Source organism: Bacillus sp. FSL K6-0993 (assembly GCF_037977205.1).
GTDB lineage: Bacteria > Bacillota > Bacilli > Bacillales > Bacillaceae > Bacillus > Bacillus subtilis.
In genome coordinates, this window is the sequence record NZ_CP150275.1 from 1,665,132 (window position 1) to 1,684,399 (window position 19,268).

The following is a 19,268-nucleotide window of genomic DNA, read 5'->3' on the forward strand; positions in this document are numbered from 1 at the left end:
GAGAAAGAGTGGAATGACCGGGGGTTAACATGAATCGTACTCTAATGCAAATGAAAAACAAAACGAGTGAGTTTTGGAAAAATAGATCTAAATTACAAAAGATTTTAATGGTTAGTGCTTTAGCGGCAATTATTATTATTGGAATTATTATTAGTGTTTTTGCTTCAAATTCTAAAATGGCGCCGCTGTACAAAGATTTGTCTGCCGAAGAAGCAGGACAAATCAAAGAAGAATTGGATGCAAAAAAAGTGCCAAACGAACTTTCGAATGGCGGTACAGTGATTAGTGTTCCGGAGGATCAGGTTGATTCTTTGAAAGTGCAGATGGCTGCAGAAGGACTTCCTAAAACCGGATCAATTGATTATTCATTTTTTGGACAGAATGCCGGCTTTGGTTTGACAGACAATGAGTTTGATATGGTGAAAGTAAAAGCTACACAGACAGAACTGTCAAACTTGATCAATGAAATGGACGGTATTAAAAGTTCAAAAGTAATGATTAATCTCCCGAAAGACGCGGTGTTTGTCGGTGAAGAGCAATCTGCAGCATCTGCATCAATCGTTTTGCAGATTCAACCAGGTTATACACTTGATCAAAGCCAGATCAACGGATTATATCATCTGGTATCTAAAAGCGTGCCGAATCTAAAAGAAGATAACATCGTCATCATGGATCAAAATTCTACATACTACGACAAATCAGACAGCGATGCAGGGTCCTACGCGGATAGTTATTCTTCTCAGCAAGGAATTAAGTCTCAAGTTGAAAAAGACATTCAAAAACATGTACAGTCACTTCTTGGTACGATGATGGGCCAAGATAAAGTCGTTGTCTCCGTTACAGCAGACATTGATTTCACAAAAGAAAATCGGACAGAAGACATTGTCGAACCTGTGGATAAAGAAAACATGGAAGGCATTGCAGTCAGCGCTGAAAAGGTATCTGAAACATATCAGGGCGACGGTGCAGCCAACGGCGGAACTGCCGGAACCGGTGAGGAAGATGTAACAAATTATAAGGCTGACGGTGAAAATACCGATAGCGGGAACTACGAAAAAAACAGCAACAAAATCAATTACGAGGTTAACCGAATTCATAAAGAAATCGCCGAAAGTCCTTATAAGGTCAGAGATTTAGGGATTCAAGTAATGGTAGAGCCGCCTGATGCCAAAAACACAGCGTCGCTATCAACTGAAAGACAGGATGATATACAAAAAATCCTTTCAACTGTAGTCAGAACATCTTTGGATAAAGATGAAACGCAAAACCAGAATTTATCTGATGCTGATATCAATAATAAGATTGTTGTCTCCGTTCAGCCATTCGACGGAAAAGTCAATTTGGATACAAATACGGAAAATTCCTCAGGTATCCCGCTGTGGGCATATATTGTAGGCGGTGTTTTAATCGCAGCGATCATTGTTCTGATCATTATGCTTATCAGAAAGAAACGGGCGCAAGAGGATGAATTTGAGGAATATGAGTATGAGGTTCCTCAAGAACCAATCAATTTGCCTGATATCAACGAAGAGGAAAATGAAACAGCGGAATCAGTCAGACGAAAACAGCTTGAAAAGATGGCGAAAGACAAGCCGGAAGATTTTGCAAAACTGCTGAGAAGCTGGCTGGCCGAGGATTAGGAGGAATTAGAAATGGCGAGACGTGATCAAGATAAGCTTACAGGAAAACAAAAAGCAGCCATTCTCATGATTTCCTTGGGGTTAGATGTGTCAGCTTCTGTCTATAAGCACTTAACCGATGAAGAAATTGAAAGGCTTACTCTGGAAATATCAGGTGTTCGAAGCGTCGATCATCAAAAAAAGGATGAAATCATAGAAGAATTTCATAATATAGCCATTGCGCAAGATTATATTTCTCAAGGCGGTTTAAGCTATGCAAGACAAGTTCTGGAAAAGGCGCTTGGAGAGGATAAGGCGGAGAACATTCTAAACAGGCTGACTTCTTCTTTGCAGGTTAAACCATTTGATTTTGCCAGAAAAGCGGAGCCTGAACAAATTTTGAATTTTATCCAGCAAGAGCATCCGCAGACGATGGCGTTAATCTTGTCTTATTTAGATCCTGTGCAGGCCGGGCAAATTTTATCCGAGCTGAATCCTGAAGTACAGGCTGAGGTTGCGAGAAGAATCGCGGTCATGGATAGAACGTCTCCAGAAATAATTAATGAGGTAGAACGGATTCTGGAACAAAAATTATCTTCTGCATTTACTCAGGATTATACACAAACAGGCGGAATTGAAGCTGTTGTGGAAGTGTTAAACGGGGTAGACAGAGGGACAGAGAAGACGATCTTGGATTCATTGGAAATTCAGGATCCCGATCTTGCTGAAGAGATTAAAAAGCGGATGTTTGTCTTCGAAGATATTGTCACACTTGATAACCGTGCCATTCAGAGAGTCATTCGCGATGTTGAGAACGACGATTTGCTCCTTTCATTAAAGGTTGCAAGCGAGGAAGTCAAAGAAATTGTATTCAACAATATGTCACAGCGTATGGTTGAAACCTTCAAAGAAGAAATGGAATTTATGGGCCCTGTACGCTTGAAAGATGTGGAAGAAGCTCAATCGAGAATTGTAAGCATCGTCAGAAAGCTTGAAGAAGCCGGTGAAATTGTGATAGCAAGAGGCGGAGGGGATGATATTATTGTCTAATATCATTAAACAAGAATCATCTATTTCTCCACAAAAGGAAAAAAGAAAACTTTCTATACAAGAGGTGCGTATTGATCATTCTCACCTTTTGCAGGCTGAAGAGAACCCGGAGGCGCTTATGGCTCGAGTGAAAGAGGAAGCTGACCGGATTTCTGAGCAGGCAAACAGTCATATAGAAAATATTCGCCGTCAAATTGAACAGGAGAAAAACGATTGGGCGGCTGAAAAACAGAAGCTTATTGAAGAAGCAAAAACCGAGGGCTTTGAACAAGGAGTAGCCTTGGGCAAAGCTGAGGCAATGAAACAGTATGCCGAACTGATCGGCCAAGCGAACAGTATAACTGAAATGTCCAGAAAAGCTGTTGAGGACAAGCTTGAAGACGCAAATGAAGAAATCGTTGAGCTTGCCGTTGCCCTAGCAAAAAAAGTTTGGCAGCAAAAGTCTGATGATAAAGAGGCTTTCCTCCTGCTTGTACAACAGGTTATAAACGAAGTGAAGGAATATGACGATATATCAATTTATGTTGATCCATATTACTATGAGACAATCTTTCAGCAAAAAGATGAAATTCAGCAGCTTCTTTATAAAGAATGCCGGCTTGGCATATATGCTGATGAAAAAGCTCAAAAAGGAACCTGTTATATTGAAACTCCTTTTGGCAGGGTAGATGCGAGTGTTGACACACAATTGATGCAATTGAAAGATAAACTTCTGACAGCGCTGGAAGCGGGTGCAGCTGAATGAAGACACAGAGTCTGATAGATTGTATAGAAATGACAGACTCGTATAAACGGTACGGAAAAGTCAAGCGGGTAATCGGCCTGATGATTGAATCAAAAGGACCTGCAAGCTCAATTGGCGACGTGTGCCTGATTTATGCAAAAGGACAATCTGGGAAAGTCATTAAAGCTGAGGTAGTCGGCTTCCAGGAAGAAAATATTTTGCTTATGCCTTATTTAGAGGCTGCGAGCATTGCACCTGGCAGCATTGTAGAAGCTACTGGGGAATCACTTCGAGTTAAAGTTGGAGCCGGACTGATCGGACAAGTCATCGATGCTTTTGGAGAACCGCTTGACGGAAAGCTTCTGCCGAAAGGGCTTTCGCCTGTATCGACTGAGCAATCACCGCCCAACCCGATGAAACGGCCGCCCATCCGTGAAAAGATGGGTGTTGGAGTCAGATCAATTGACAGCTTGCTGACAGTCGGTAAAGGCCAGCGGATTGGAATTTTTGCAGGAAGCGGTGTCGGAAAAAGCACCTTAATGGGGATGATCGCCAAGCAGACAGAGGCTGACTTAAACGTCATTGCACTTGTCGGAGAACGCGGACGAGAGGTTCGGGAGTTTATTGAAAAAGATCTTGGGAAAGAGGGGCTGAAACGATCGATTGTAGTCGTTGCCACCTCAGACCAGCCAGCATTAATGAGATTGAAAGCGGCATATACAGCGACTGCAATTGCTGAGTATTTCCGAGATAAAGGCCAAAATGTCATGTTTATGATGGATTCTGTTACAAGGGTGGCAATGGCGCAGCGAGAGATTGGACTGGCTGCAGGAGAGCCTCCAACGACAAAAGGCTATACACCTTCAGTGTTCGCTATTTTACCTCGTTTACTAGAACGAACGGGTGCAAACGAGCACGGAACCATTACGGCATTTTATACAGTGTTGGTAGACGGGGATGACATGAATGAGCCGATTGCCGATACTGTACGCGGAATTTTAGACGGACATATTGTGTTGGACAGGGCGCTTGCCAATAAAGGCCAGTTTCCTGCAGTTAACGTACTAAAAAGCATCAGCAGGGTGATGTCAAACATATCAACAAAACAGCACCTGGATGCGGCAAATAAATTCCGTGAACTTTTATCGACATATCAAAATTCGGAAGATCTCATTAATATCGGAGCTTATAAAAGAGGATCCTCAAGAGAAATTGATGAAGCGATACAATTTTATCCGCAGCTTATTCAATTTTTAAAGCAGGAAACAGACGAATCGGCTTTATTGGAAGAAAGCATTGCTGCATTAACTAGTTTGACAGGAAATGAGGAATAAACGTGGCTTATCAATTTAGATTCCAAAAGCTGCTGGAACTAAAAGAAAATGAAAAAGACCAATCCTTATCCGAGTATCAGCAATCAGTTTCTGAATTTGAAAACGTTGCTGAAAAATTATATGAGAATATGAGCAAAAAAGAATTGCTGGAACAAAATAAGGAAAAGAAATTAAAAAGCGGCATGAGTGTACAAGAAATGAGGCACTACCAACAATTTGTCTCAAATCTTGATAATACGATCTATCACTATCAAAAGCTTGTCATTATGAAAAGAAATCAAATGAATCAAAAACAAGAAATTTTGACAGAGAAAAACATTGAAGTGAAAAAGTTTGAAAAAATGCGTGAAAAACAGTTTAAAATGTTTGCTCTTGAAGATAAAGCTGCAGAAATGAAAGAAATGGACGATATTTCGATTAAGCAGTTTATGATTCAAGGCCATTAGGAGCGAATGTAATGTCCGGCAAAAAGAAAGAATCAGGTAAGTTCCGTTCGGTTTTGCTTATCATTATCCTCCCGCTGATGTTTCTATTAATCGCAGGGGGGATTGTTCTTTGGGCTGCTGGTATCAATGTCTTAAAGCCGATACAGGATGCTGCGGCAAAAACGCCGGTTCTTAAAGAATTGGTCCCTGAAACCGAAAATAAAAAAGGCACAGCATCAAGTAAGGATAGCGGTAATACGGCAGCTCTGGAAAAGACCATTAAGGATCAAAAAAGTGAAATCAGTATATTGAATAAAGATTTAGAAACAAGTAAATCAGAAATCGATAGGCTCAATCAAAAGATCCGTTCACTTGAAAAGACGGCTGAGGATCAAAAAAAGTCATCAGAAGATCATACTGAAGGATCAGCAGACTCGAAAGCTTCTTCTGAAAATGACAAAGTGATCAGTGTGTACAAAAGCATGGACAGCGGAAAGGCTGCTAAAATTATTGCCCAATTAAAGGAGCAAGAAGCACTGAAAATATTGAATGGCCTAAGCAAAAAGCAGCTTGCTGACATATTGGCGAAAATGACTCCTGAGCAAGCAGCAACCTATACAGAAAAAATTGCTGCCAGCCAAGAATAGGGGGAATGAAAGGTGAAGCTGCTTGAATTAGCCGGGCCTTTGCTGCAAACCACAACGGGTTCTGCCGCTAAAAACATGAAAAGTAGCCAAGGAGTTTTTCAAAACTGGCTTATGTCTGAGGCAGGATTGAAGGAACTTTCAGAACAAGGAAAGGGAACTCCTAATTCCGAAGATCAGCTTTTAGCAGATGCGCTTAAAAAGATCGGTGAATGGCTAAATGCAAGTCCTGAAGATCAAGACAAACAAAATGCGGATCTTTTGCAAACATTAAGCAAACTGACAGGGAAGCAATTGGATGCGAATGCTCTGCAAATGTTGCAAAATCTTTTGCAAGCAGTTGAATCAAAAATGTCAGGCGGGACGGATCATTTGCTCACAGAAACGGAGAAAATCATTTCAGAAGCTAAAACGGCTCTGAGTGCCAATGATTCTGCTTCTGACATTAATGGAGCACTGAAGTCTGATACAGAGCAATCAAATCAGGAAAATGAAGTATCCGAGGCTGCTAAAGAGCTTATCTATATCCAGATGTTCATTAGCCAGCTCGTAGAAGGGAATAAGCTGACTGATCGCGGGAATGGCAATGAAGCTCATGCTATTTACCAAAATGGAGATCAATTCCTTTCTGCATTAGAAAAGAAGGGTGTATCTCAACAACTAATTCAGGATCTTAAACAGCAAATATTCACTAAAGCTGAGTCAAGTTCAAAACTTTACTCGATGACAGCATCAGAGCTGAAAAGTTTTCAAAGCTTAATGGATCAAATGTCTATGCTTCCTCAAAAAGGGACCAAAGAATGGAGTTTAGCTGAAAGCCAGCTGAAAGCCTTCTTGTTATCGAAATCATCCGAATCATCACAAGACTTTGGGATGCGTGTTCTCACACCGCTCTCGCAGAGTTCATCCAGCAAAAATGCATCGGATGTTTCTGGAAGTATTCAGCCTGTAGATAGTAAATCAGGACTCCAAATGCTGTTTTCGGGGTATCGGAGCATAGGAGGGGTTCAAACACTTGATCTGCAGCAGATGTCATCTGATATACCAAATGCCGAAACAAAAACGGTGGCTGATCAAGTGATTAATGCGTGGAAGCAGATGAAATATACGCCTTTCGGCAGATCGACGGGAAGTTTCACTATTCGGCTGAACCCTGAACATTTAGGATTTGTCACAATCAAGCTGACAAATGAAAATGGAATGTTTCAGAGTAAAATCATTGCATCTAGTCAATCAGCAAAAGAATTGCTTGAACAGCATCTTCCTCAGCTGAAGCAATCATTGCCGAATATGGCCGTCCAAATTGACCGTTTTACTCTTCCAGTCCAAAGCGGGGATCAGCCGGTATACGGCCAGCTTGCTGATGAACAAAAACAGCAGCAAGAGGGGCAGAGACAGCAAAGGCAGAAAAAGCAATCAAATGATTTTGGCGATCTGCTCGATGAAGTGTCGATGGTTGAAATGGAGGAAGAAGAATGACTTCTATAAGTTCAGAATATAAACTGCCTGAAAAAACGAACACTGTGTCGACGAACAACAGCAGCTTGGGGAAAGATGAGTTTTTAAAAATATTAATGACTCAAGTCCAAAACCAAGATCCGCTCAATCCGGTTGACGATAAAGAATTTATCAGCCAGATGGCGACTTTTTCAAGCTTGGAGCAAATGATGAACATGAATAAGACCATGACTCAATTTGTTGAAAATCAAGATCCGTTTACTACGTATGTTGATTGGTTGGGAAAAGAAGTATCTTGGACTGATGGTCAAAGTACAACAGATAAAACTGGCACAGTAAGCTCTGTTAAACATTCTCAAGGAAACTATTATCTCATTCTTGATGATGGGACCGAGATCAATCCGTGGAATGTAATGTCTGTAGCACAGTCTTCTAAATAAAAAATCTGGGGGAATTTATTATGTTACGTTCACTTTATTCTGGAATCAGCGGTATGAAAAACTTTCAAACAAAGCTTGACGTAATCGGTAACAACATTGCCAACGTGAATACAGTAGGATTCAAAAAAAGCCGTGTGACCTTTAAAGATATGGTAAGCCAAACGATTGCCGGCGGTTCTGCGGCTGGTGCAACTATCGGCGGTACGAACTCTAAGCAGATCGGTTTAGGTTCATCTTCTGGCACAATTGATACAATTCATTCAACAAGCGCAACACAAAGCACAGGGCGAACACTTGATTTAGCGATTGACGGCGATGGTTACTTTAGAATTGATACAGGCGACGGAACAGCTTATACAAGAGCAGGAAACTTCTATTTAGATAATACCGGAACACTGGTTACCGGTGATGGCTATCATGTGTTAAATATGACTGGTGGAACAATTAAAATCCCTCTTGATGCACAAAGCTTCAGCATTGGTTCTGATGGAAAGGTCTCAATTGTTGATGCTGACGGGAAAACACAAGACGGGGGACAAATCGGGATTGTGACTTTTGCCAACAGTGACGGTTTGGATAAAATCGGAAGCAACTTATACCGTGAGTCTTTAAACTCTGGGACTGCCAGTGCAGCCAACCAGCCTGGTGATGGCGGTACAGGTTCCCTTAAATCAGGTTTTCTCGAAATGTCTAACGTTGATTTAACTGACGAATTTACTGAAATGATTGTTGCCCAGCGCGGATTCCAATCAAACTCGAAAATTATTACAACATCTGATGAAATCCTTCAAGAACTGGTTAACCTTAAACGTTAAGGAGGGAGGGGAGGCGAGTAATCGCTTCTCCGCTGTTTTATGATTAAAGTAACCCGTTTGAATGGGCAGCCCTTTACACTGAATGCGCTGTTTATTGAACAGATTGAATGCTTTCCGGATACTACAATCACTCTGTCAAATGGTAAGAAGTTTGTAGTAAAAGAAGATGAAGAAGCTGTTCTGGAAAAGATCGCATCTTTCTACCGAAAAATACAAATATTTGCAATGGATCAAGGAATAGAGGAACCGGAATGAAGAAAAAGTTAATGATCATCTTACTAATTATTCTTATCGTAATTGGTGCTCTCGGGGCGGCGGCTTATTTTGTTTTAGGCGGAAAGTCCGAAAAAAGTGAAGCGAAAAAAAGTATTGATGAAATCGTTGCGTCTTCTGTTGATGTAGAAGAGATCACAACAAATTTAAAGTCTGATAACATTATCCGTCTTGCTATTAAACTTGAAACTGATTCTGATAAATCAAAAGAAGAACTTGAGAAACGTGATTTCCAAGTGAAAGACGCTGTTATATCACTGCTGGCTGATACGAATGCTGATCAGATTGAGGGAGACAAGGGAAAAGAAACCTTTAAGAAGGAACTAAAAGATAAAATAAATAGCTACCTCCAAAAAGGAAAAGTAGAAAAAGTGTATATTACCTCCTTTAATCTGCAATAAAGCATAATTTGACAGAATACGGAGGTGAGGAAAATGTCAGGAGAAGTTCTCTCCCAAAATGAAATAGATGCACTGCTTTCTGCAATATCAACTGGTGAAATGGACGCTGAAGAGCTGAAAAAAGAAGAAAAAGAGAAGAAAGTCAAGGTTTATGATTTCAAACGTGCGCTGCGGTTTTCTAAGGATCAGATCCGCAGTTTAACGAGAATTCATGACAATTTTGCAAGACTTCTTACCACTCATTTTTCTGCTCAGCTCAGAACCTATATTCACATATCTGTCAGTTCTGTTGATCAGGTTCCGTATGAGGAATTTATCAGATCGATTCCAAACATGACGATTCTAAATCTATTTGATGTTCATCCGATGGAAGGCAGAATTATGATGGAGGTCAACCCCACGATAGCTTATACGATGATGGATCGAGTCATGGGCGGGATTGGAATCAGTCATAACAAGGTTGACAGTTTGACAGAAATTGAAACAAAAATCATTTCTAATTTATTTGAAAATGCACTGGGTAATTATAAAGAAGCTTGGCAGTCAATTGCTGATATTGAACCGGAAATGACTGAGTTTGAAGTGAATCCGCAATTTGTTCAGATGGTATCTCCTAATGAAACAGTCGTGGTGATCTCGCTCAATACTCAAATTGGTGAAATCAGCGGTGTCATTAATCTCTGTATCCCGCATATCGTACTCGAGCCGCTCATACCGAAGCTTTCAGTCCACTATTGGATGCAATCAGACCGAAATGAGCCAAAGCCTGAGGAAACAAAGTCGCTTGAAAAACGTATTATGACAGCACAAATACCTGTCGTGGCCGAGCTCGGCACATCTGAACTGACGATAGAAGAGTTTTTAAGTTTAGAAGTCGGAGACTGCATAACTTTGGACAAATCAGTCACGGATCCTCTTACTGTATTGGTCGGAGATAAGCCGAAATTTTTAGGACAAGCCGGCCGGGTGAATCGAAAACAGGCAGTGCAAATTTTAGATCACGACATAAGAGGTGAACAAGATGGAGAATAATAGATTATCTCAAGATGAGATTGACGCGCTTCTTAACGGTACTGGCAGCACGCTTGATGAGCCAGAGGTTCCGGAAGTAGATGACTTATCGGAAATGGAGCGTGATGCGATCGGTGAAATCGGTAATATTTCATTCGGCAGTTCTGCGACAGCACTGTCAACGCTTTTAAATCAAAAGGTCGATATTACGACTCCAAGCGTAACGGTCATTCCAAGAAGTAAAATCAGCGATGCGTTTCCTGAACCGTATGTAGCGATTGAAGTGAATTATACGGAGGGCTTCAGCGGAAGCAACCTGTTAGTCGTGGAACAAAGTGACGCGGCGATCATTGCTGACTTAATGATCGGGGGAGACGGAAAAGGTGCGGACCCTTCACTGGGTGAAATCCATCTAAGTGCGGTTCAAGAAGCAATGAACCAAATGATGGGATCGGCTGCCACATCAATGTCTACTGTATTCAGTAAAAAAATTGATATTTCACCTCCTCGGGTTGAATTGCTGGATGTTACTGAAGAAAAGGGTACAGACCGTATTCCTGATGATGAAATGCTGGTGAAAGTTTCTTTCAACTTAAAGGTGGGAGAATTAATAGACTCCAGCATTATGCAGCTTTACCCATTGACATTTGCGAAAGATTTAATTTCAAGCCTTATGAACTCAGAAAGTGCAGAGGAAGAAGAAACGGTGCAGCCTGAAGTTACATACGAACAGCCGAAAGAGCCAGTGACGCCAGAGCCGCGTATTGAACCGAAGCAACAGCAGCAGCCGCCAAAAAGGCAGGGAACAGCAAAAAAAGCAGCGCCAGTTCAGGTTTCACCGGTGGAATTTTCCGCGTTTGATCCAAACGGAGCTGTACAAGCCCCTATTCATAATCTGGATATGCTTTTGGATATCCCACTTTCGATTACTGTTGAGCTTGGCAGAACGAAGAGAAGCGTAAAAGAGATTTTAGAGCTTTCTGCCGGAAGTATTATCGAGCTTGATAAATTAGCCGGTGAGCCTGTAGATATTTTAGTTAATCAGCGTATCGTTGCCAAAGGCGAGGTCGTTGTCATTGAAGAAAACTTCGGAGTGAGAGTCACTGACATTTTAAGCCAGGCAGAGCGCATTAATAATTTAAAATAACGAAACACAAGGAGAGAGATAGATTATGGCACATAGAATTTTAATTGTAGATGACGCAGCATTTATGCGAATGATGATTAAAGATATTTTGGTTAAAAATGGTTTTGAAGTTGTAGCGGAAGCTGAAAATGGAGCACAAGCGGTAGAGAAATATAAAGAGCATTCACCTGACCTTGTTACTATGGATATCACGATGCCAGAAATGGATGGTATTACAGCATTAAAAGAAATTAAACAAATTGATGCGCAGGCAAGAATCATCATGTGTTCTGCTATGGGACAGCAATCAATGGTTATTGATGCCATTCAGGCCGGCGCTAAGGATTTCATTGTGAAACCTTTCCAGGCTGACCGTGTGCTTGAAGCAATCAACAAAACATTAAGTTAAAGGGTGTACGACTGTTGAAAAAGAGTCAATATTTTATCGTTTTTATTTGTTTTTTCGTTTTAATCAGTGTACATCCGATTGCTGCTGCCGCGGCAGACTCTGATAATTCAACTGTAAACGAATGGTTTCAAAAGAAAGATGAAAAAACTGCAGATAAGTCAGAGCAAAAGGAAGAAAAAACAACAAAAACTGCTGATGAGACGGAGGGAGCGGCTGCTCCTTCTGTCTCAGCTTTTGATTTTGTAAAGATGATTTTCGCTTTACTGTTTGTTATCGTGCTGATTTACGGGCTGGTTAAGCTCATGAACAAAAGAAATCGGCTCCTAAAGCCTTTTCAATATGTTGAAAATATTGGTGGCACATCGGTCGGCCAGAACAGATCCATACAATTGATCAAGGTCGGGAAAAGTGTGCTCGTCGTCGGTGTAGGAGAGACGATCCAGCTGCTGAAAGAAATTGAGGATGAAAAAGAGATTGAAGTCATTCTCAGTCAGCATGAAGAGGCAATGTCAAGCAAAATAGAGTGGCAAAAGTTTGTGAAGCCGCTTAAGAGTTCTGAACATCAGCCGCAGCAAAAACTGCCTTCATTTTCAAAAGCATTAAAAGAGCAACTTGAAGAGTTAAAACAAAACCGTTCTGAAGGAAAGAAGAAAGGCCCACGTCATCATGAATGAGTTTATAAATATTTTCAGTTCAAGCGATCCGGAAAACGTAAGTTCAACTGTTAAATTACTATTATTGTTAACTGTATTTTCAGTGGCGCCTGGAATATTGATTCTTATGACTTGTTTTACTCGCATCGTCATTGTTCTGTCATTTGTCAGAACTTCACTTGCGACGCAATCTATGCCCCCAAACCAGGTTCTTATCGGGCTTGCGCTGTTTTTAACATTTTTTATTATGGCTCCTACTTTTTCAGAAATTAATAAAGAAGCGCTGACCCCATTAATGGACAACAAAATCAGCTTGGATGAAGCGTATACGAAAGCTGAGGAACCGATTAAAGAATTTATGAGTAAACACACAAGGCAGAAGGATCTGGCGCTGTTTATGAATTACGCAAAAATGGATAAACCTGAATCATTAAAGGATATTCCGCTAACAACAATGGTTCCGGCTTTTGCCATATCGGAGCTTAAAACAGCATTTCAAATAGGTTTTATGATTTTTATCCCTTTTTTAATTATAGATATGGTAGTGGCGAGCGTCTTGATGTCAATGGGAATGATGATGCTGCCTCCAGTTATGATTTCTCTGCCCTTTAAAATATTACTTTTTGTTTTGGTAGACGGCTGGTATTTAATTGTGAAATCTTTGCTTCAGAGCTTTTAGGGTAGGTGCTAAACGTGAGTTCAGAATTTGTAATTTCTATGGCGGAAAAAGCCGTATACGTAACGCTGATGATCAGCGGGCCATTATTGGCTATTGCTTTACTGGTCGGTTTAATTGTCAGCATATTTCAGGCGACAACTCAAATCCAGGAACAGACTTTGGCGTTTATTCCGAAAATCGTGGCGGTTCTCCTGGCTCTCATTTTTTTTGGTCCGTGGATGCTGTCGACGATTCTTTCATTTACAACAGAGCTGTTTTCTAATTTAAATCGTTTTGCAGGGTAATGTAGAGATGAATTCAATTATTGACTTATTTCCTGCTTTTTTATTGGTTTTTATTAGAATCTCTGCTTTTTTTGTAACGATTCCGCTATTTGGACATCGAAATGTGCCAGCTGTTCATCGCATAGGTTTTGCTTTTTTTCTTGCGGTCATTTGTTTCAGCACCATTGATAAACCGCCCTCTTTGGAGATAGATGAGCACTATATGCTTTTGGCGTTTAAAGAAGCTTTGGTCGGCCTATGTCTGGGTTTAATTGCTTATATGATGATTGCCGCAGTGCAGATTGCCGGCTCGTTTATTGATTTTCAAATGGGATTTTCAATAGCAAACGTTATTGATCCGCAAACCGGTGCACAAAGTCCGTTGATTGGCCAGTTTATCTATACGATGGCACTTTTGTTTATGCTGAGTGTCAATGCCCACCATTTGCTGCTGGATGGTATTTACTACAGCTTTCAGTATATTTCAGTTGATCAGGCATTTCCGAATTTCGGCGATGAAAAGTTTGCCTATTTTATTTCGAAAAGCTTTAATGCAATGTTTATTATCGCTTTTCAAATGTCAGCGCCGGTTGTGGCCAGCTTGTTTCTAGTTGATTTAGCATTAGGCATCGTGGCTCGAACTGTTCCGCAGTTAAATGTATTTGTGGTCGGTCTGCCTTTAAAGATCGCTGTCAGTTTCATCATGCTCATTGTATGTATGTCCGTTATCTTCGTCGTTGTCCGGAATGTTTTCAGTTTAACGATTGAAACGATGCGGAATCTTTTAGCATTGGTCGGTGTTTCTTAATGAAGCTTAGAGTTGACCTGCAGTTTTTTGCGGGAGAGAAGACAGAAAAAGCCACTCCGAAAAAACGGAAGGATACGCGAAAAAAAGGGCAAGTAGCCAAAAGCTCGGATGTCAATACCGCCGTTTCTTTACTGGTAATATTCCTTTCGCTTATTGCAATTGGTCCGTATATGAGAGACAGGCTGCTGTCATTCATAGAAACATTTTATACCGAATCGCTCACAATGAAGCTCTCAGAATCAAATGTGCATACATTGTTTGTCAGCTTATTAAAGGATATGGGCATGATACTCGCACCGATCTTGCTTGTTGCTCTTGTTGCAGGAGTCGTAAGCAACTATATGCAGGTTGGGTTCTTATTTTCTGCTGAAGTGATACAGCCTAAGCTTGAAAAACTGGATCCGATCAAAGGCTTTAAACGAATATACAGTATGAGGGCGATTGTAGAGCTGATTAAATCAATTTTGAAAATCGTAGTCGTCGGTTTTGCGGCTTTTGCTGTGCTTTGGCTGCATTATGGAGAAATTCTCCGGCTTCCTCTCCTGACACCCGAAGAGGCACTTTCTTTCGTTTCAAAACTCACTTTGTGGATGGGACTAAGCGGTGCAGGTGCATTGTTGATTCTTGCTGGTCTCGACTATTTATATCAGAGATTTGACTATGAGAAAAATATCAAAATGTCAAAACAAGATATAAAAGATGAGTACAAAAAATCTGAAGGAGACCCGATTATCAAGTCTAAAATTAAACAAAGACAGCGGGAAATGGCGATGAGGCGGATGATGCAGGAAGTTCCAAAAGCAGATGTCATTATCACAAACCCGACTCACTATGCGATTGCTCTGAAATATGATGAAGAAAAAATGGACGCTCCTTATATTGTTGCAAAAGGCGTCGATCACCTTGCGTTAAAAATCAGGAAAATTGCTAAAGAGCATGATGTCATGATGGTAGAAAACAGACCGCTTGCCCGTGCGTTATATGATCAGGTAGAAATTGACCAGGCAGTGCCGGAAGAATTTTTTAAAGTTTTAGCAGAAATTCTGGCTTACGTATATAAAACAAAACAAAAAGTATATTGAATTTTTCGATTTAAAAGGAGAGAAAAAACAGCATGTCAACAAGAGATTTATCCGTTTTAATAAGTGTTGTCCTCATTGTGGCGATGCTGGTGATTCCATTTCCTCCATGGCTGTTAAGTATTTTGATCATTATTAATATTTCTCTTGCGTTGATCGTGCTTCTCACCACAATGAATATGCAGGAAGCGCTTCAGTTTTCGATTTTTCCGTCACTGTTGCTGCTTTTGACCCTATTTCGTTTGGGCTTGAACGTCTCAACTACCCGTTCAATTCTTTCACACGGTGAAGGAGGGAAAGTCGTCGAGACTTTCGGAAATTTCGTTGTCGGCGGAAATGTATTAGTTGGACTCGTTGTATTTATCATCCTTATTATTATTCAGTTTATCGTCATTACAAAAGGTGCTGAACGTGTTTCCGAGGTTGCAGCAAGGTTTACGCTGGACGCAATGCCAGGGAAGCAGATGAGTATTGATGCTGATTTAAACGCAGGGATGATTACCGAACAGGAAGCGAAGCATCGCCGCGAAAAAGTGGCAAGAGAAGCAGACTTTTATGGAGCAATGGACGGTGCCAGTAAATTTGTAAAAGGTGACGCCATTGCCGGAATCATCATTGTGATGATCAATATTATTTTCGGAATCGTGATCGGAATGCTTCAGCAGGGCATGTCCATTCAAGAAGCTGCTTCACACTTTACGATGCTGACTGTAGGGGATGGAATTGTTTCGCAAATCCCGGCACTGTTAATTTCTACGGCTACGGGTATTGTGGTCACAAGAGCTGCCTCTGAAGGAAACTTAGGGCATGACATTACAGGCCAGCTGTTTGCGTATCCAAAGCTTTTATACGTCGCAGCAGCTACGATCATGCTTTTAGGTATCTTCACTCCGATCGGCATCCTTCTGACGGGGCCGCTTGCGGGATTGCTTGCTTTTGGCGCATATACACTATCTAAATCAGGTAAGGAAAAAGAAGAAGTGGATGAGATTCTTGAGGAAGAGGCTGAGGTGGACGAGCTTAAAAGCCCTGAAAGTGTTGTTCAGCTTCTGCATATAGATCCGATAGAATTTGAGTTTGGATATGGCCTGATACCGCTTGCTGATGCCAATCAAGGCGGTGATTTATTAGACCGAATTGTTATGATACGCCGTCAGTTGGCTTTGGAACTCGGGCTTGTCATTCCTGTCGTGCGAATCAGAGATAATATAGCGTTGCAGCCTAATGAATACCGATTGAAAATTAAAGGAAACGAAGTAGCAAAAGGCGAGCTGTTGCTTGATCATTATTTAGCGATGTCGCCTACTCCTGAGGACGATCTCATTGAAGGGATTGAAACAGTGGAGCCTTCATTCGGACTGCCGGCTAAATGGATTAGCGAAGCGGTAAAGGATGAAGCCGACATGCTTGGTTATACAGTAGTTGATCCTGCATCAGTCGTTTCAACGCATATTACGGAGAAAATTAAGCAGCATGCCCACGAATTGATCGGAAGGCAGGAGACAAAACAGCTGATCGATCACTTGAAAGAATCGTATCCAGTCCTGGTTGAAGAGGTTACGCCGAATCCATTGTCTGTCGGTGATATTCAGAAAGTGCTTGCTAAGCTTTTAAAAGAGAAAGTTTCAATTCGAAACTTAGTAACGATTTTTGAAACACTTGCTGATTATGGGAAATTAACAACAGATTCTGATCTTTTGACAGAGTATACAAGACAAGCGCTTGCTAAACAAATTACAGCCCAGTTTGCCAAAGAAAATGAAGTGTTGAAGGTTGTTACTTGTTCGGGCCGTGTAGAAAAAGCAATAGCAGACGGTGTGCAGCAGACGGAACACGGGAACTATTTATCACTTGAACCAGATATTTCAGAAAGTATAGTGCGCTCTGTCGCTAAAGAAGCTGAACAGCTCTCATTACGTCAGGAAACCGCGATTCTTCTTTGTTCGCCGCCTGTCAGAATGTATGTGAAGCAGCTTCTGGAACGATACTTCCCTGATCTTCCGGTACTCTCTTATAACGAACTTGAGGCGAATGTTGAGGTACAAAGCATTGGAGTGGTGGATATTTAATGAAAATAAAAAAATTTACTGCTGCTTCAATGCAAGAAGCGGCACTTCTCATCAGAAAAGAGTTAGGTAATGAAGCGGTCATATTAAATTCGAAAAAAATTAAAAAGCGAAAATGGTTTGGCCTCGTCAACAAGCCTGCTGTTGAAGTAATCGCCATATTGGATCAGGACTTTCTTGAGAAAAAAACGCCTCAGAAGGCAGCTGAACCGAAACAAACATTAAAAACTCCGGTCAGCAGTCCGAAAATAGAGGAGAGAACATATCCCCCTCAAATTCCGGCGCAACAGGAGTTAGGTGATTTTTCAGCATATCAATCTGTACTTCCTGAGCCGCTGCGAAAAGCAGAAAAGCTTTTGCAAGAAACAGGGATCAAAGAGTCTACGAAAACGAACACTCTGAAAAAATTGCTTCGCTTCTCTGTTGAAGCAGGCGGCTTGACTGAAGAAAATGTTGTCGGCAAACTTCAGGAAATACTATGCGATATGCTGCCCTCAGCAGACAAGTGGCAGGAGCCAATTCATTCAAAATATATCGTTCTCTTTGGTTCAACAGGGGCTGGTAAAACAACTACACTGGCTAAACTCGCAGCCATATCTATGCTTGAAAAACATAAAAAAATCGCTTTTATTACAACAGATACGTATCGTATTGCAGCTGTTGAACAGTTGAAAACATACGCTGAACTGCTGCAGGCTCCTCTGGAAGTTTGCTATACAAAAGAAGAATTTCAGCAGGCGAAGGAGTTATTTTCTGAGTATGATCATGTGTTTGTTGATACAGCCGGAAGAAACTTCAAGGACCCGCAATACATTGATGAACTAAAAGAAACGATTCCTTTTGAGAGCAGCATTCAGTCATTTCTTGTTTTATCCGCGACTGCAAAATATGAAGATATGAAGCATATTGTCAAACGGTTTTCATCCGTCCCTGTCAATCAGTATATTTTTACGAAAATAGATGAAACGACTTCCTTAGGTTCTGTATTTAATATACTGGCAGAATCAAAAATAGGTGTTGGGTTTATGACAAACGGACAGAATGTGCCTGAGGATATACAGACCGTATCTCCACTTGGTTTTGTGAGGATGCTGTGCAGATGAACAGATATGACCAAGCAGCAACTTTACGGGCGAAAATGGAAAAACGTGAGCGCGTTCTGCCGATGGTTTATTCACAAAAAGCGAAGACACTTGCTGTCATTAGCGGCAAGGGCGGTGTCGGAAAATCCAATATTACCTTAAATATGGCACTTGCGCTGCAGGATAAAGATAAGAAGGTGCTGCTCATCGACCTTGATATCGGGATGGGAAACATTGATATATTAATGGGAAATTCATCGTCTGCCACGATAATCGATGTTTTAACCGATCGTAAGCCTTTGCTGCAGTCATTATCCGTTGGCCCAAAGGGTTTGCGGTATATATCAGGGGGAACCGGTCTGGATGTGATGTTTCAGCTCGATCAGAGAAAATGGACGTTTTTTGCCAATGAACTTTCTCATGCATTAAGCCAGTTCGATTATGTGCTGTTTGACATGGGAGCAGGCTTATCAAAAGATCAACTGCCTTTTATTTTATCAGCAGAAGATATTTTGATTATAACAACTCCCGAGCCGACGGCCATTATGGACGCATACAGCGCTGTCAAGCACTTGGTTTTGACAGAAAATAAGCTTTCAATGAAGGTGGCTGTCAATCGGTGCCGTGACCAAAAGGAAGGGCTTGACGTTTTTGCCCGCCTCTTCCGTACAATTCATATGTTTTTGGATGTTCAGGTTCAGTTTGCCGGTTCCGTTTCTGACGATGTGATCGTGAGCAAAGCGGTTGTCGAACAGGTTCCTTTTTTCATAAAAAGCCCTCAGGCAAAAGCCAGCCGGTCAGTCCGTATTTTAGCGGACGCCTTGTTTGAAAGAGAAGAAACGAGACACAAAGAAGACAAACAGACATTTATTGAGAAATTATCTTCTTTTTTAATGAGGAGGGCTTAAT

General features: G+C 41.2%; 22 protein-coding genes. All 22 read left to right on the top strand.

The window, feature by feature from the left end; genetic code table 11:
- The first annotated feature begins 29 nt into the window (after positions 1-29).
- From fliF to flhG, 22 genes are read left to right on the top strand one after another with little or no spacing between them, the layout of a single operon-like run.
- Positions 30-1,640 carry a flagellar basal-body MS-ring/collar protein FliF gene (gene fliF, locus MHH79_RS08715; protein ID WP_015483223.1) on the top strand — a complete coding sequence of 537 codons (1,611 nt, stop codon included), beginning with the start codon at positions 30-32 and terminating at the stop codon, positions 1,638-1,640.
- A gap of 12 nt (positions 1,641-1,652) precedes the next feature.
- Positions 1,653-2,669, top strand: a complete 1,017-nt coding sequence (gene fliG / locus MHH79_RS08720; RefSeq protein ID WP_003231981.1) for a flagellar motor switch protein FliG — start codon at positions 1,653-1,655, stop codon at positions 2,667-2,669.
- On the top strand, positions 2,662-3,414 hold the full coding sequence (gene fliH / locus MHH79_RS08725) for a flagellar assembly protein FliH (RefSeq protein WP_024572494.1): 753 nt from the start codon (positions 2,662-2,664) through the stop codon (positions 3,412-3,414). Before fliG ends, fliH begins: the two co-directional genes overlap by 8 nt.
- A complete protein-coding gene (gene fliI, locus MHH79_RS08730) occupies positions 3,411-4,727 on the top strand; it encodes a flagellar protein export ATPase FliI (RefSeq protein WP_063335355.1) in 1,317 nt (438 codons plus the stop codon). The genes fliH and fliI overlap by 4 nt, the downstream gene beginning before the upstream one ends.
- Before the next feature lie 2 nt (positions 4,728-4,729).
- Positions 4,730-5,173 (top strand): flagellar export protein FliJ, encoded by a 444-nt coding sequence (gene fliJ / locus MHH79_RS08735; RefSeq protein ID WP_003231977.1) that lies wholly within the window; start codon positions 4,730-4,732, stop codon positions 5,171-5,173.
- Positions 5,174-5,184: 11 nt separating this feature from the next.
- Positions 5,185-5,799, top strand: coding sequence for a MotE family protein (locus MHH79_RS08740; protein ID WP_063335356.1), 615 nt, complete (start codon positions 5,185-5,187; stop codon positions 5,797-5,799).
- Positions 5,800-5,811: 12 nt separating this feature from the next.
- On the top strand, positions 5,812-7,275 hold the full coding sequence (locus MHH79_RS08745) for a flagellar hook-length control protein FliK (RefSeq protein WP_100506565.1): 1,464 nt from the start codon (positions 5,812-5,814) through the stop codon (positions 7,273-7,275).
- Complete coding sequence (gene flgD / locus MHH79_RS08750) at positions 7,272-7,694, top strand: flagellar hook assembly protein FlgD (protein ID WP_100506566.1); 423 nt, start codon at positions 7,272-7,274, stop codon at positions 7,692-7,694. Before MHH79_RS08745 ends, flgD begins: the two co-directional genes overlap by 4 nt.
- 20 nt (positions 7,695-7,714) lie before the next feature.
- Positions 7,715-8,509 carry a flagellar basal body rod protein FlgG gene (gene flgG / locus MHH79_RS08755; protein WP_015383664.1) on the top strand — a complete coding sequence of 265 codons (795 nt, stop codon included), beginning with the start codon at positions 7,715-7,717 and terminating at the stop codon, positions 8,507-8,509.
- A 39-nt stretch (positions 8,510-8,548) separates the two neighbouring features.
- On the top strand, positions 8,549-8,764 hold the full coding sequence (gene swrD / locus MHH79_RS08760) for a swarming motility protein SwrD (RefSeq protein ID WP_015383665.1): 216 nt from the start codon (positions 8,549-8,551) through the stop codon (positions 8,762-8,764).
- Positions 8,761-9,183: a flagellar basal body-associated protein FliL gene (fliL, locus tag MHH79_RS08765; RefSeq protein ID WP_015383666.1), complete on the top strand. Its 423-nt coding sequence runs from the start codon at positions 8,761-8,763 to the stop codon at positions 9,181-9,183. Before swrD ends, fliL begins: the two co-directional genes overlap by 4 nt.
- Before the next feature lie 33 nt (positions 9,184-9,216).
- On the top strand, positions 9,217-10,215 hold the full coding sequence (fliM, locus tag MHH79_RS08770) for a flagellar motor switch protein FliM (RefSeq protein ID WP_003220879.1): 999 nt from the start codon (positions 9,217-9,219) through the stop codon (positions 10,213-10,215).
- A complete protein-coding gene (fliY, locus tag MHH79_RS08775; RefSeq protein WP_100506567.1) occupies positions 10,205-11,341 on the top strand; it encodes a flagellar motor switch phosphatase FliY in 1,137 nt (378 codons plus the stop codon). Before fliM ends, fliY begins: the two co-directional genes overlap by 11 nt.
- 25 nt (positions 11,342-11,366) lie before the next feature.
- On the top strand, positions 11,367-11,729 hold the full coding sequence (gene cheY, locus MHH79_RS08780; RefSeq protein WP_014476812.1) for a chemotaxis protein CheY: 363 nt from the start codon (positions 11,367-11,369) through the stop codon (positions 11,727-11,729).
- A 14-nt stretch (positions 11,730-11,743) separates the two neighbouring features.
- Complete coding sequence (fliZ, locus tag MHH79_RS08785; protein WP_100506568.1) at positions 11,744-12,403, top strand: flagella biosynthesis regulatory protein FliZ; 660 nt, start codon at positions 11,744-11,746, stop codon at positions 12,401-12,403.
- The gene (fliP, locus tag MHH79_RS08790) at positions 12,396-13,061 is read left to right on the top strand and encodes a flagellar type III secretion system pore protein FliP (protein WP_003245692.1); all 666 of its coding nucleotides are present in this window, start codon (positions 12,396-12,398) and stop codon (positions 13,059-13,061) included. Before fliZ ends, fliP begins: the two co-directional genes overlap by 8 nt.
- Before the next feature lie 14 nt (positions 13,062-13,075).
- Positions 13,076-13,345, top strand: a complete 270-nt coding sequence (gene fliQ / locus MHH79_RS08795) for a flagellar biosynthesis protein FliQ (RefSeq protein ID WP_003220888.1) — start codon at positions 13,076-13,078, stop codon at positions 13,343-13,345.
- A gap of 7 nt (positions 13,346-13,352) precedes the next feature.
- Positions 13,353-14,132, top strand: coding sequence for a flagellar biosynthetic protein FliR (gene fliR, locus MHH79_RS08800; RefSeq protein WP_063335358.1), 780 nt, complete (start codon positions 13,353-13,355; stop codon positions 14,130-14,132).
- Positions 14,132-15,214 (top strand): flagellar biosynthesis protein FlhB, encoded by a 1,083-nt coding sequence (gene flhB / locus MHH79_RS08805; RefSeq protein ID WP_003231949.1) that lies wholly within the window; start codon positions 14,132-14,134, stop codon positions 15,212-15,214. Before fliR ends, flhB begins: the two co-directional genes overlap by 1 nt.
- A 32-nt stretch (positions 15,215-15,246) precedes the next feature.
- Complete coding sequence (gene flhA, locus MHH79_RS08810) at positions 15,247-17,280, top strand: flagellar biosynthesis protein FlhA (protein ID WP_003231947.1); 2,034 nt, start codon at positions 15,247-15,249, stop codon at positions 17,278-17,280.
- On the top strand, positions 17,280-18,380 hold the full coding sequence (flhF, locus tag MHH79_RS08815; protein WP_063335359.1) for a flagellar biosynthesis protein FlhF: 1,101 nt from the start codon (positions 17,280-17,282) through the stop codon (positions 18,378-18,380). The genes flhA and flhF overlap by 1 nt, the downstream gene beginning before the upstream one ends.
- Positions 18,371-19,267 carry a flagellum location/number ATPase FlhG gene (flhG, locus tag MHH79_RS08820; RefSeq protein ID WP_080467319.1) on the top strand — a complete coding sequence of 299 codons (897 nt, stop codon included), beginning with the start codon at positions 18,371-18,373 and terminating at the stop codon, positions 19,265-19,267. The genes flhF and flhG overlap by 10 nt, the downstream gene beginning before the upstream one ends.
- The last annotated feature ends 1 nt before the right edge of the window (position 19,268 follow it).

Excerpts from the sequence above, each read along its gene's own strand:
- cheY (WP_014476812.1), top strand. The coding sequence starts at position 11,367 with ATGGCACATAGAATTTTAATTGTAGATGACGCAGCATTTATGCGAATG.
- flhB (WP_003231949.1), top strand. The coding sequence starts at position 14,132 with ATGAAGCTTAGAGTTGACCTGCAGTTTTTTGCGGGAGAGAAGACAGAA.
- fliR (WP_063335358.1), top strand. The coding sequence starts at position 13,353 with ATGAATTCAATTATTGACTTATTTCCTGCTTTTTTATTGGTTTTTATT.
- fliP (WP_003245692.1), top strand. The coding sequence starts at position 12,396 with ATGAATGAGTTTATAAATATTTTCAGTTCAAGCGATCCGGAAAACGTA.
- fliF (WP_015483223.1), top strand. The coding sequence starts at position 30 with ATGAATCGTACTCTAATGCAAATGAAAAACAAAACGAGTGAGTTTTGG.
- fliY (WP_100506567.1), top strand. The coding sequence starts at position 10,205 with ATGGAGAATAATAGATTATCTCAAGATGAGATTGACGCGCTTCTTAAC.
- fliL (WP_015383666.1), top strand. The coding sequence starts at position 8,761 with ATGAAGAAAAAGTTAATGATCATCTTACTAATTATTCTTATCGTAATT.
- MHH79_RS08740 (WP_063335356.1), top strand. The coding sequence starts at position 5,185 with ATGTCCGGCAAAAAGAAAGAATCAGGTAAGTTCCGTTCGGTTTTGCTT.
- fliM (WP_003220879.1), top strand. The coding sequence starts at position 9,217 with ATGTCAGGAGAAGTTCTCTCCCAAAATGAAATAGATGCACTGCTTTCT.
- flgD (WP_100506566.1), top strand. The coding sequence starts at position 7,272 with ATGACTTCTATAAGTTCAGAATATAAACTGCCTGAAAAAACGAACACT.
- fliI (WP_063335355.1), top strand. The coding sequence starts at position 3,411 with ATGAAGACACAGAGTCTGATAGATTGTATAGAAATGACAGACTCGTAT.
- flgG (WP_015383664.1), top strand. The coding sequence starts at position 7,715 with ATGTTACGTTCACTTTATTCTGGAATCAGCGGTATGAAAAACTTTCAA.
- swrD (WP_015383665.1), top strand. The coding sequence starts at position 8,549 with ATGATTAAAGTAACCCGTTTGAATGGGCAGCCCTTTACACTGAATGCG.
- fliG (WP_003231981.1), top strand. The coding sequence starts at position 1,653 with ATGGCGAGACGTGATCAAGATAAGCTTACAGGAAAACAAAAAGCAGCC.
- flhA (WP_003231947.1), top strand. The coding sequence starts at position 15,247 with ATGTCAACAAGAGATTTATCCGTTTTAATAAGTGTTGTCCTCATTGTG.
- flhF (WP_063335359.1), top strand. The coding sequence starts at position 17,280 with ATGAAAATAAAAAAATTTACTGCTGCTTCAATGCAAGAAGCGGCACTT.